At 72.5% G+C, this 12,361-nt stretch carries 10 protein-coding genes; 3 read left to right on the top strand and 7 right to left on the bottom strand.

From position 1 onward, the window contains the following. Positions 1-12 precede the first annotated feature (12 nt). The 4 genes from CLV72_RS22525 to CLV72_RS22510 all read right to left on the bottom strand — a co-directional run bounded on the left by CLV72_RS22525 (position 13) and on the right by CLV72_RS22510 (position 5,542). A complete protein-coding gene (locus CLV72_RS22525; RefSeq protein ID WP_106249919.1) occupies positions 13-1,278 on the bottom strand; it encodes a Shedu anti-phage system protein SduA domain-containing protein in 1,266 nt (421 codons plus the stop codon). A gap of 132 nt (positions 1,279-1,410) precedes the next feature. Further along, complete coding sequence (locus CLV72_RS22520) at positions 1,411-2,439, bottom strand: DUF5954 family protein (protein ID WP_146159529.1); 1,029 nt, start codon at positions 2,437-2,439, stop codon at positions 1,411-1,413. A gap of 212 nt (positions 2,440-2,651) precedes the next feature. Beyond that, complete coding sequence (locus tag CLV72_RS22515) at positions 2,652-3,623, bottom strand: SMP-30/gluconolactonase/LRE family protein (protein ID WP_342755686.1); 972 nt, start codon at positions 3,621-3,623, stop codon at positions 2,652-2,654. 98 nt (positions 3,624-3,721) lie between these two features. Continuing rightward, the gene (locus tag CLV72_RS22510; protein ID WP_106249916.1) at positions 3,722-5,542 is read right to left on the bottom strand and encodes a flavin-containing monooxygenase; all 1,821 of its coding nucleotides are present in this window, start codon (positions 5,540-5,542) and stop codon (positions 3,722-3,724) included. 192 nt (positions 5,543-5,734) lie between these two features. On the opposite strand from CLV72_RS22510, the gene CLV72_RS22505 reads away from it, so the two are divergent. From CLV72_RS22505 to CLV72_RS22495, 3 genes are all read left to right on the top strand, one after another. Beyond that, complete coding sequence (locus CLV72_RS22505; protein WP_106249915.1) at positions 5,735-6,268, top strand: MarR family winged helix-turn-helix transcriptional regulator; 534 nt, start codon at positions 5,735-5,737, stop codon at positions 6,266-6,268. Between the two features lie 124 nt (positions 6,269-6,392). Continuing rightward, positions 6,393-7,391, top strand: a complete 999-nt coding sequence (locus tag CLV72_RS22500) for an SDR family NAD(P)-dependent oxidoreductase (RefSeq protein ID WP_106249914.1) — start codon at positions 6,393-6,395, stop codon at positions 7,389-7,391. 491 nt (positions 7,392-7,882) lie between these two features. Then, positions 7,883-9,445: a CBM35 domain-containing protein gene (locus CLV72_RS22495; protein WP_425428105.1), complete on the top strand. Its 1,563-nt coding sequence runs from the start codon at positions 7,883-7,885 to the stop codon at positions 9,443-9,445. Positions 9,446-9,506: 61 nt separating this feature from the next. On the opposite strand, the gene CLV72_RS22490 is transcribed toward CLV72_RS22495, so the two are convergent. Genes CLV72_RS22490 through otnK form a run of 3 tightly spaced genes read right to left on the bottom strand, consistent with a single transcriptional unit; the run spans position 9,507 to position 12,231 of the window. Further along, complete coding sequence (locus CLV72_RS22490; protein ID WP_106249912.1) at positions 9,507-10,343, bottom strand: DeoR/GlpR family DNA-binding transcription regulator; 837 nt, start codon at positions 10,341-10,343, stop codon at positions 9,507-9,509. Positions 10,344-10,357: 14 nt separating this feature from the next. After that, complete coding sequence (locus CLV72_RS22485; protein WP_211303042.1) at positions 10,358-11,005, bottom strand: class II aldolase/adducin family protein; 648 nt, start codon at positions 11,003-11,005, stop codon at positions 10,358-10,360. Then, complete coding sequence (otnK, locus tag CLV72_RS22480; RefSeq protein ID WP_106249911.1) at positions 11,002-12,231, bottom strand: 3-oxo-tetronate kinase; 1,230 nt, start codon at positions 12,229-12,231, stop codon at positions 11,002-11,004. The genes CLV72_RS22485 and otnK overlap by 4 nt, the downstream gene beginning before the upstream one ends. Positions 12,232-12,361: the final 130 nt, after the last annotated feature.

Here is a 12,361-nt window from a genome sequence, read left to right as displayed (position 1 = left end):
CCGCCTCAGGCCCTATCCCGGTCCACTGGTGGCCCCGCGTCGCGCCGTGGTGCCCGTACGGATGGAGCCGGTTCGCGGGTCGCCGAGGGCGCGTTCGGCGTTGTCGATGAGTTCCTTGTAGGTGAGGACTTCGACCCGGTTGATGTGGGTGTTGAAAACGCGCAGCGCCTCGTTGATCTCTGTTTCCGGCACGTCGGCTTGCAGATCGGGGTGTCCGATGAGCACGACCGCGCTGGCGCGACGCGTTTCCAGGTCGAATTCGTCCCGGATGCGCTGCCGCTCTTCGTCGAGTCCGACGAGGTAGTTCACGGCCTGGGCGACGGCGTCGTGGACTTCTGCTGTGGGCACCCATGCGTTGCGGTGGCGCTTGACGAGTTTTCCGCTGAGGCCCATGGCGCGCTTGAGTTCGACGATGTGGAGCGAGCCGTCGCCGCGGATCAGCGGGATGTCGACCTCGTCGCCGGGGACGAGTCGTCGATGCTCGGACTCGTCGATGAACCGTCCGCCGAAGATCCAGTGCTGTCCGCTGAGCGCTCGCTGCAGGTCGTGCTCTGAGGCGTCCCGATCCTCGGCGGCCTTGCGCAGGGCGGCCAGGCCCGCCGATCGCCGTTGCAGTTCGGCGGCCCTGAGCAGGGTCTGTCCGTCGGTGTCATTGGCCAGGACGTTCAACGCGTCCGGAGACATCGCGATGCGGCGAGCGGCCTCAGCAGGCTGCTCGATGTCGATCTGACTTCGTAGGACGCGCTCCAGCCAGAGGGACAGTTCGGCACGACCGCGGACAATGCGGTAGCGGCCCGGTCTGTCCTCCGGGGCGTCTAAGAAGTCGGCGTCCGCAATGAGATCACTGACATGTGTGAGCAGGTCATCCAGGGTGAGCCCTGGTTCTTCAATGCGCAGCATGTGGACGGTATCGAGCACGTACTGGTAGGTATGGCGCATGGTCGCGGCGACGGCGTCGCGCCTTATGGAGTTGCGGACGGCTCCCTCCTGGAAAAGGCGGTACCGTTCATCGAAGTCGGGCTGCAGGATGCGCCCCTCCGCGTAGTCCAGGGAATCCTGGAGTATCCGCACGACATGCCACTCGTCCAGGTCCGCGGCCTGTAGGCGAGCGCGGACCAGTAGTTGTACCAGGGCCTTCCCGCCCCTGCGCTTGCCGCCGGACCCTTGAGACATATGCGCCAGCGCATCGCTGATCGCCGCCCGGGTCGATTCGTCGACGGCCTCCTTGCGGGCGGCCTCGAGTTGGAGTTCCAGTGAAAAATCCGCACGTACTGCCATGACAGCAATTATGGGCGGCGATATCTTTCCGGGACTCGTCTTCGGTGGAATCGCTCGACCTCGTCTCCCACGGAGCGAAGTCGGCGGGCTGGGACACAGGGAAGTGACGCGCCCCCCTTGGCGTACGCGATATCACGGCCGTGCGCCGGGGAGGAAGCGGCGGTCGTCCGGGGTGGGGCGGGGCGGGATGAGGTCGGGGTCGTCGTGTTCGGTGAGCTGCCCTTCGTCGGCGGCCTGCTGGGCCTGGGCGGCGGGGGGCGGGTAGGGGTCGTGGTCGGTGTCGCGGGGGGTTTCGGGGCCGTCGATGCCGTGGCGGACGATCGGGATGGTGCGGGCGATGCGGTAGGTGCGGTCGAGCACGGTGACGGCGGTGGGCATGCGGTCGGTGGCGCAGGCTTCGTGGGCGCGGCGGTAGGCGTCGCGGACGTGGGCGGGGGTGTCGTCGTTCCAGTCGACGTCGGTGCGGAACCGGGCTTCGAAGTGCCCGAGCAGGGCGTCGTGGGCGCGTTGCGGACTGGGGTGGTGGTCGAGGAGGATGCCCCACCGCCGCCCGGCGTCGCGGGTCTCCACGAGCTGGAAGCCCGCCGGCAGTAGGACGAGGTCGCGGTGGAGGGCGGTGCGCACCAGGGCGTCGGCGGTCACCTCGCGGGGCATCAGCCCTCCGCCGGGGACGAAGTCGCGCAGCCTGTCCTTGAGCACGGTGGCGGCCCGGGTGGTGACGGCGTCGCGGCTGAGGTCGGTGCCGTAGCCCGGGGGCGCGTCGACCGGGGCGGACGGGTGGTCGCCGGCGTGCGGGCCCTCGGGGAGGCCGCCGCTGAAGACGCAGTAGCGCTCGATGCGCACGACCCGGTAGCGGCGGCCCAGCACGACGAGTTCGTCGTGGGCCTCCCAGTCCAGCAGGTTCGCCACGGCGGCGAACTCCCGGCGGTCCCGCTCGGACTCGCCGGGATCCTGGGTCTTCCTGAGGAAGTGGCTGGCCAGGAGGTCGCGCCCGTCCTGAGGGGCGGGGGCGGTCGGGCCGCACGACAGCCAGCGACCGTCGACCTCCTGGGCGGGCTGGAAGAGCTGGTGCAGCATCCGCACCTGGCTCAGGTCGGGGGCCGGCCAGGAGCCGTAGGCGACACCGTCTTCCCACACGGGGACGATTTCACTTCCGTTCACGGCCGCCATTCTCACTTACCGATCACGCGGTTGTCAGCCGTTTCGCCCTGAATGTTCGACTGGCCGGAAAAGATCAGTGGAAACGGTTCAAAGTGGCCTTTCCGAATTCGGTGGTATGTCCGTTCGCGACCCGGCCGCCGCGGTAAAATCTGCCGCCAATGATCTCCTTTGCGTCGCGTTCGCGCCGCCCGGACCGCGCGGGCGCCGTGCCGTCATCCGCCGTTGGACTGGCGGATGCCCGGGGCGAGCGCGGTGAAGGTGTAGACGAATCCGCCGCCGGGACCGCTGACGGTCAGGTAGGCGTCGGTGGACCCGGGGGCGATGGCGAGGTTGGTCGCGGACGCCGGCTCTCCCTCGGTCGAGGGGGCGGTGATGGTGGCGAGATGGGTGCCGCGCGGGTCGTACACCCGGATCTCGGGGCTGCCGTGGAAGCCCTGGTAGACGTTCCCGTCCGCGTCGACGGCGTTGGAGTCCACCCGGCCGCGGCCGGCGTCGATGTGGATCGCGGGGTGGGTCGAGGCGACGGCCGTGCCGTCCTCGGCCAGGCCGAGGTAGTCGACGCGGTTGCCGTGGTACTGGCTCACCCAGAGTCCGGCGAAGTCCTCGTCGAAGGAGATCCCGTTGGGGGCGGGCAGTTCGTCGGCGAGCACGGTCGCCTCGCCCCCGGCGCGGTCGATGCGCACGATCCGGCCCGCGGGCTCCGCCGTGGGGGAGTCGTGGCCGGTGGTGTCGCTGACGTAGAGGTGGCCGTCCTGGTCGAAGGCGAGGTCGTCGGGGGCCATCGGCTCGCCCTCGACGGAGCCGGAGAAGACGGTGGCGGGATCCTCGCCGTCCGCGGTGATGCTGAGGATCGAGCCGGTGAGGATGTCGGTCAGGTACAGCCGGCCGTCGTGCGGGCTGAACTGGGCCGAGGTGTAGGCGCCGGTCGTGTCGGTGTAGACCGGGGTGACCCGGCCGGTGCCGGGGTCGACGCGGAGCACCTTCGGCTCGCCCGGCGGGGCGGTGACGTCGACGAGGTAGAGGTCCCCGTCCGGCCCCAGCGTCGGGCCTTCGAGCAGCGTCATCCCCGTCGACTCGTGCGGCGAGGTGACGTGCGCGAGTCGCTCGGCGAGCCGCTCGACGGGTCCGGCGGCGGGCGCCGCCTCCGCCGCGCATCCGGCCAGCAGGGCCGCGCACAGTGCCACCGGGCCTGAGGCCGGCGCCCGCCGGACCGCCCGGCGGGCGTGGCCGCCCCGGCGCGGCCGTGCGTCTCGGCCCGGCTCCGGGGCCCGCCAGCGCGCCCTCATGCGCGGGTGCTGAGCGCGTCGTGGTGGACCAGGACGTCGTGCATGCCGCCGTCGCGCCACTCGCGCAGCACGCGCTGGAAGGCGACCGGCCCCGGGCTGTACATCATGCCGGTCGCCGACGCCGTGCCCTCGGCGTTGTAGTAGCCGGGCGTGCACTCGGCCTGGAAGGCGCGCAGGTCCGTCGCCGTCTCCCGTACGGTGCGCACCCACGCGGCCTCGGCCTCGGCCGAGGGCTCGATGTAGGCCGCGTCCACCTCCCTGCCCCGGGCGATCACCGCGGCGATGTGCTCGGCCTGGTCCTGGAGGATGTGCACGAAGTTGGCCGAGTTCGCGTTCTGCAGGGCGCCGAGCTGGAACAGGTTGGGGAAGCCGTGGCTGTAGAAGCCGTGCAGGGTGCGCGGCCCGCGGCTCCACGCCTCCAGCAGCGCGGTGCCGCCGCGCCCGATAACCGGCAGGGTGCCCGAGAGGACGCCGGAGACGCCGGTCTCGAAGCCCGTCGCGAAGATGACGCAGTCCACCTCGTACTCGGTCTCGCCCACGACGACGCCGCGCTCGGTCATCCGGGTGATGCCGCCGGTGTCGGCCGTGTCGACCAGCGTGACATTGGGGCGGTTGAAGGTCTGCAGGTACTCGTCGCTGAAGCCGGGGCGCTTGCACATGTAGCGGTACCAGGGCTTGAGGGCGTCGGCGGTCGCCGGGTCCCGCACGATCGCGGCCACCCGCTCGCGCAGGCGGTTCATGGTGAGCGCGTCGGCGAGCTCGTCGCGGCGCTCGCGCTCCTCCGCCGGCAGCGAGGTGTCGACGGCGCCGGACAGGATCTTGCGCTGCAGCTTGGTGGTCGCGGTCCACCCGTCCTGGACCAGGGACTCCTCGACGGGCTCGCCCGCCAGCACCTCCAGGAAGTTCTGCATGCGCTCCCGCTGCCAGCCGGGGCGCAGCGAGGCCGCCCACTCCGGGTCGGTCGGGCGGTTGTCGCGCACGTCGACGGTGGAGGGTGTCCGCTGGAACACGTAGAGGTGGCCCGCGTCCCGTCCGACGTGCGGGATGACCTGCAGGCCGGTCGCCCCCGTGCCGACGACCGCGACGCGCCTGCCGGCGAGTCCGGTCAACCCGCCCTCCTGGTCGCCGCCCGTGTAGCCGTAGTCCCACCGGCTGGTGTGGAAGGTGTGGCCGCGGAAGTCCTCGATGCCGGGGATCCCGGGCAGCTTCGGCTGGGTGAGGGTGCCCGACGAGGTGATGACGAAGCGTGCGCGCATCCGGTCGCCGCGGTCGGTCTCGACGGTCCACTCGTGCCCGGCCTCGTCCCAGGTCAGCCGGGTCGCGCGGGTGTGGAACAGGGCGTCGCGGTAGAGGTCGAACTTCTCGGCCAGCGCGACGGCGTGCCGCCGGATCTCCTCGCCGGGCGCGTAGCGCCGGCTGGGGATCGTGCCGACCTCCTCCAGCAGCGGCATGTACACGTAGGACTCGACGTCGCAGTGGATGCCGGGATAGCGGTTCCAGTACCAGGTCCCGCCCACGTCGCCCGCCTCGTCCATCAGCCGGACGGACTCCAGACCGGCCTTGCGGAGGTGCACCGCCGTCAGCAGGCCGCCGAAGCCGGCGCCGATGACCAGCGCCTCGACGCGGTCGGCCCGCGGCTCACGCTCGGCCCGCGGCGTGTAGGGGTCCTTGGCGTAGTAGCCGTACTCGCCCGCGGCCCGCCGGTACTGCCGCGGGCCGTCCGGGCGGAGGCGCCGGTCGCGTTCGGCGGCGTACTTGGCGCGCAGCGCGGCCAGGTCGATCTCGTCGGACGGTGACGCCGGGCTGGACTCGGTCATGGACTGCCCTCACTTCGCTGGTGGACCTGCACGGGCTCCGGGGAGCCGCGGGGATCGGCGACGGCGGCCGGCCGCGACCGCCTTCCGGGCGCCCGGTCACCCCGCGAGTTCGCCCCGTCGCCGAAAATAACTTAGACTCAGGTTAAGCAATTCTCAAGAGAGGCCCGAGGATGAGCGCGGTACGGTGTCGGCATGCCGGACGACGAACGGGCACAGCTGCTGCGCGGCATCGAGGCGCTGACCCACGCGATCGCGACCCGCTCGATCCCGCGCATGCTGGAGCCGCTGCTGGCCACGGAGCTGACCGTCCAGCAGGTCAAGGTCCTGACGGTGATCGTCACCGCGCCCGACGCGACCTCCGGCGCGGAACTCGCCACGATGTTCCAGGTCTCGATGGCGTCGATGTCCAAGCTCGTCGACCGGCTCGTCGCCCAGGGGCTCGCCGAACGCTCCACCGACCACAGGGATCAGCGGGTGCGCCGCGTGCGCCCCACCCGACGGGGGCGCGCGGTCGTCCGGCAGCTGATCGGTGCCCGTCCCGAACTGGGCGGCGACATCCTGGCCGGGCTGACGACCGAGGAACTCGGCGCGCTGGAGCAGGGCCTGCGGGCGGTCAGCCGAGAACTCAGGCGGCTCGCGCCGAGGTCCGCCCGGCGCGAGGCACCGGAGCCGGGCGACGACGAGAAGGAGACCAGGGCGCAGACCTCGGCCGACGCCTCCGACTGACGCCGGCCGGCGGTACGTGCGCGGCCGGACCGGCCGCGGCGAGGACGGATGCGCCGACGCGCGGTCCGCGGCGGCAGCGCACGGCCAGGGCGACCTCTTCACGGCACCAGAGCAGAGGAATGGGATGACCGACAACGACAAGCCGCTGACCGGCCACGACACCATCGCCCGCTGGCTCGGCCACCCGGTGGGCGCGCCCCTGATCGGCGAACTGCTCGCCGCCATCGGCCAGGACGAGAGCGTCCTGGACCGCGTCCGGCCGCTGCCGCTGAACACGCTCGTCACCATGAGCCAGGGGCGGCTGAGCCAGGAGGTCGTCGACGGCCTCGTCGCCAGGGCCAACGGCGGCGTCATCCCGGCCGAGGAGCCGGCGCCGGCCCCGGGCGCGCGCTTCGCCGGCCGCACGGTCATCGTCACCGGCGCGGCATCGGGCATCGGCAGGGCCACGGCCGAGCGGATCATCGCCGAAGAGGGCCGCGTCATCGCCGTCGACCTCGCCGCGGACCGCCTGGCCGAGCTCGCCACCGCCTCGCCCGAGGGAGCGGCGGTGCCGGTGGCCGGCGACATCACCAGCGACGATGACATCGAGCGCATCGTCGGGGCGGCGGGCGGCACGATCGACGGCCTCGCCAATGTCGCGGGCATCATGGACGGGATGCTGCCGCTGCACGAACTCGGCAACGAGGTCTGGGACCGCGTGATGGGCGTGAACGTCACCGGCACCTTCAAGCTCAGCCGCGCCGTCCTGCCGGTGATGCTCGCGGCGGGCAAGGGCGCGGTCGTGAACGTCGCCTCGGAGGCGTCGCTGCGCGGCAACGCGGCCGGCACCGCCTACACGGCCGCCAAGCACGCGGTCGTCGGCATCACCAAGAGCGCGGCCTTCCTCTACGGCCCCAGCGGCGTCCGCACCAACGCCGTCGCCCCCGGCCCGACGGCCACGGGCATCTCGGGCGCCGCCGCGTCCGACTTCGGCCGGGACCGGCTCGGCCCGTTCCTCGCGCTCATCCCGCCCGTCACGACGGCCGCGACGCTCGCCGCGTCGATCACCTGGCTGCTCAGCGACGACAGCGCGAACGTCAACGGCCAGATCCTCGCCTCCGACGGCGGCTGGTCGGTGCAGTGAGGCGGAGCCCTCGGGCCAGATTGATATACCAGTGCATGTTTGTATCGGGACCGTTCGAGGTAGACTCTGGTAAGCGCTTTCCAAGGGGGGACCTAGGAGTCGCGAACCGATGAACACCGATGAATGACGTCCCCGTCCCCGAGCCCTCATCGCCCCGTCCGGCCCCACCGCCCCGGCACTCGGCGCGGGCGCGCGCTCCCGACCCGGCACCCGCCCCGCTGGGACCGGCCGCGCCCTGACAAGGGCGACGCCGGCCCTGCCACCGCCCGACCGGCACACCGGTCGACGGCACCGCCGGTCCGGCGATCAGCTGATCCGAACCCGACACCCCGGTTCCGCATGCCCGCGATCACCCCGCGGAGCCCGAGAACCCGGAGCCCGCCGGCCGCGCGCACCGCACCCTCCAGCGGCCACGGCGGTCCGCACCCCCGACGAACACCGTCACGCAGAAAGGGAGAACCATGCCCCGACGAAGGAGATGGAGAACGCTGGTGGCCGTCTGGTCCACCGGCCTGGTCGCCGCCGCGACGGTCCTGTCCGCGGCCGGCACCGCGCACGCCGCGACGGTCCGGTACGAGGCGGAGAGCGCCGCCTGCGACGGAGCGGTCGCCTCGGAGCACTCCGGATTCTCCGGCTCCGGCTTCTGCGACACCACCAACAGCACCGGCGCGTCCCTGCAGTTCACGGTCAACGCCCCCGCGTCCGGCCAGGCGCAGCTCGCGGTCCGCTTCGCCAACGGAAGCTCGAGCGCGCGGGCGGCGAACCTGGTGGTGAACGGCTCGACCGTCCAGTCCGCCTCGTTCCAGGCCACCGGGGCGTGGACCAGCTGGGCCACGCAGAACTTCACCGTGCCGCTGAACGCGGGCGGCAACACCATCAGGCTCGCCGCCACCGGCTCCGGCGGCCTGCCCAACATCGACTACCTCGACGTCACGACCGACGGCGGCAACGGCGACCCGCAGCCGTCGGGGGACACCCTGTACGTCGCGCCCGACGGCCAGGACGGCGCGGCCGGCACGGAGGCGGCGCCGACCACGCTCACCTCGGCGATCAGCCGCATCGCCCCCGGCGGAACCATCTACCTGAGGGGAGGGACCTACCAGTTCTCGCAGACGGTCACCATCCCGCAGGGCAGCAACGGCACCGCCGGCGACCGCACCCGGCTGTCGGCCTACCCGGGCGAGACCCCGGTGCTGAACTTCTCGGCCCAGAGCGAGAACTCCGCCAACCGCGGCCTCGCCGTGAACGGGTCCTACTGGCACGTCTCCGGCATCGTGGTCGAGCGCGCCGGTGACAACGGCATCTTCGTCGGCGGCAGCAACAACATCTTCGAGCGCACGGTGACGCGGTTCAACCGCGACTCCGGGCTGCAGATCGCGCGGGCGACCTCCAGCACCCCCCGCGAGCAGTGGCCCGCCAACAACCTCGTCCTGAGCGCGCGCTCGCACGACAACGCCGACTCCGACGGCGAGGACGCCGACGGCTTCGCCGCGAAGCTCACCTCCGGCCCGGGCAACGTCTTCCGCTACTCCGTGGCCCACAACAACATCGACGACGGCTGGGACCTCTACACCTACGCCGACGAGGGCCCCATCGGCGCGGTGACCATCGAGGACTCGCTGTCCTACGGGAACGGCACCCTCAGCGACGGCACCCAGAACTCCAGCGGCGACCGCAACGGCTACAAGCTCGGCGGCGAGGACGTGCCCGTCGACCACGTCATCCGGCGCAACATCGCCTACGACAACGGCAGGCACGGGTTCACCTACAACAGGAACCCGGGCACCATGACCATCTCCGGCAATGTCAGCATCGACAGCGGCCAGCGCAACTTCAACTTCGACGGCGGGACCTCGGTCTTCCGCGAGAACGTCTCCTGCTTCAGCGGCGACGGCACCAACGACAGGATCATCGGCAGCGCCGACGGCTCGAACCAGTTCTGGTCCGGCTCCAACGGCTCCCGGTGCTCCTCCTACACCGGGACCCTCGGCTGGTCCTTCGCCGCGGACGGCCGCCTGGTGGTGACCTTCGGCGGCAGGGTGGTGACGCCGTAGCCGCCCGGCATCCCCGATCGGCGGCCCCGGCCGGCCCGTCCGCTTCGTCCGGACGGGCCGGCTACCGCGGCGCGGCCTCCGCCGGGCCGTGCGGTGGGTCGCCGGCGGGCCGGTCCGGGTCCGCGAGGACGACTTCGACGCCGAGCGCCGCCACCTGTTCGGACTCCGCCTCGCCGAGGCCGGTGTCGGTGATCACCGTGTCGAGCTCGTCAAGGGTGAGGACGCGGTACTTGGCGTAGCGGCCGTACTTGCCACTGTCGGCGAGGAGCGCCACGGAGCCGGCCGAGGAGAGCGCCGCGCGCTTGGGGTCGATCTTGGCTTCGACGGGCGTGGTGACGCCGTGGCGGACGTCCCATGAGCTCGACGACAGCAGGGCGAGGTCCAGGCACAGCTCAGAGAGCGTGATCGTCGCGAGGCGCCCGATCATGGACTCGTTGTCGCGGTCGACGCGCCCGCCGACGCAGATCAGCTCGGCGCCGGGGTGGTCGAGGAAGGCGTGGATCGTGCTGAGGTCGTTCGACACGATCGTGAGCCCTCGCCGGGCTTCGAGGTGCGGGCGGATGGACTGCACGGTGGTGCCGGCGTCGAGGTAGACCGTCATGGAGTCGGTGACCAGCTCGGCCGCCGCGCGGGCGATCGCGGACTTCTGCGGCAGGTCGGTGCGGGCCTTCTCCGCGCGGAGCGGCTCCGCGTCGAGCCGTTCGATCGCCGCGGCGCCGCCCTGGGTCGCCCGCAGCCGCCCCTGCCCGGCCAGTGCGGCGACGTCGCGGCGGGCCGTCATCTGGCTGACGCCGAGCAGCTCGGTGATCTGGCGGTAGCTGAGCACCTGCTCGGTGCGGAGGATGCGGAGGATCTGCTGCCTTCGCTGTTCGGGGATGAGCGGTGTCGAGCGTGGCATGGGTCCTCCCGGGGTCAGTCTGCGTCCACCCGTGTCCACGGGCTGTTCCATCGGGCCGCGAGCTCGGCCGCCTGGGCGTCGGTCAGCTCGCGGCGGCTCAGGCCCTCGGTGAGCAGCGCGATCCGGCACGCCTCCTCCAGTTCGGTCGCGCACTCGACCGCCTCGGCGACGGTCCCGCCGGCGACCACCGAGCCGTGGTTGGCCAGCAGCGCCGCCCGCACCGGCCACTCCAGCGCCCGGATGTCGTCGCCGAGCGCGGGGTCGCCGGGATGACGGTACGGCAGCAGGGGCGTCTGGCCCACTTTCATCACGAAATACGGGGTCAGCGGCGGCACGGCGTTGTGCGGGCGCCACGGCCGCAGGCACGACAGGGCGACGGCCTGCGGCGAGTGCAGGTGCACGACGGCGCGGTGGCGGTCGTCGCGCCCGTACAGGCCCAGGTGCAGCGGTGTCTCCTTGGACGGGCGCGCACCGGCGAGGTGTGTTCCGTCGAGCGCGACTTCGGCGAAGTGGGCAGCGGTGAGCGCGCCGAGCGGGGCGCCGGTGCCGGTGATGATCACCCGCTCGCCGGCGCGCAGGCTGATGTTGCCGCTGGTGCCCGGGCTCAGCCCGGTGTCGACGAGGGCCCGTCCCGCGGCGATGAGTTCGCCGATGCCCGTCACCTCAGCGCCTCCCATGCGCGGGTGAACAGGTCGGTGCCGCCGAAGTTCCCGCTCTTGAGCGCGATCGCGATGCCCCGTCCGTGCGCGTCGGCGGTGGCCCAGCACACGCCGGGGGCGAGTTCGGGGCCGATGTGCAGCACGCCGACGCCGAGGGCCCTGACCACCGCCCCGCTGGTCTCGCCGCCGGCGACGACCAGGGCGGTGACCTGCCCGGAGGAGACCAGCCGGGCGGCGACGTCCGCCAGCACCGCCTCCACGAGCACCGCGCCCGGTGTGCCGCCGACCTCCGCGCGGACGTCGGCGCGCTCCCGGGCCGCGCACACCACGGGCGCGGTGTCGGGCGGCCGGGTGAGCACCCAGTCGGCGATGGCCGCCGCCTCCGCGCCGGGGTCCGCCAGGGCGGCGTCGAGGTCGATCCGGCGGACGGGCCGGTCGAGCGCGGCATGCGCGACCTGGGCCAGGCTGGTACGGGACACGCTGCCGCACAGCACGGCGCCGCGGCCGGGCGGCGGCGCGACCCACGGCGCGCCGCCGCGGCGCGGCCCCGGGATGCCGAGAGCGAGCCCCGAGCCGCCCGAGACGAGAACGTCGTCCGCGGTCGCGGCGCCGATCGCCAGCAGGTCGGCGTCCTCGATCGCGTCCACGACCGCGTAGCGCGCGGACGTGCCCGCCAGCGCCGAGCGCAGCGCCTCGCCGCCGAGCCGCACCGTCTCCCAGGGGACCTCGGCGACCTCGTGCGCGGTCTGCGGGCGCAGCAGCTCGGCGACGCGCGAGCGCGTCATCGGGGTGAGCGGGTGCTTGCGCATGGAGGAGTTCTCCAGCAGGTCCGGGCCGACGAACAGGTGACCGTGGTACACGGTGCGGCCGTTGGCCGGCAGGGACGGGACCACCACCACCCGCTCGGCGTCGAGCGCGTCGGCGAGGGCGTCGAGGACGGGGCCGATATTGCCCGTGTCGGTGGAGTCGAAGGTGGAGCAGTACTTCAGGTAGCAGCGGTCGGCGCCCCAGGCGCGCAGCCGGCCGAGCGCGCCGATGGACGCCCGCACCGCCTCGGCGACCGGCGCGGTGCGGGTCTTCAGCGCGACGACGACCGCGTCGACCGCACCGCCGTCGCCGGCGGGAAGCGCGCCGTCCTCGATGACGACCGCGACGCGGTGGCCGGACCGGCGCAGCATCGTCGCCAGGTCCGTCGCGCCCGTGAAGTCGTCGGCGATGGCCCCGAGCATGCCGGCTCCTCTCTCGCCGCCCCGCGGCTGCCGTCCGTGGCGGGGTCGCCCGCCTACCTGGTCATCACACCGTATGTGAAGATTTGTTGCAAACTTGTGCGATCTTGGAATCCCTGGCACAGTGACCCGG

The organism is Allonocardiopsis opalescens (genome assembly GCF_003002095.1).
GTDB classification, from domain to species: Bacteria; Actinomycetota; Actinomycetes; order Streptosporangiales; family Streptosporangiaceae; genus Allonocardiopsis; species Allonocardiopsis opalescens.
Note: the sequence above shows the minus strand (reverse complement) of the source record. Positions and strands in the feature narration are given on the sequence as shown.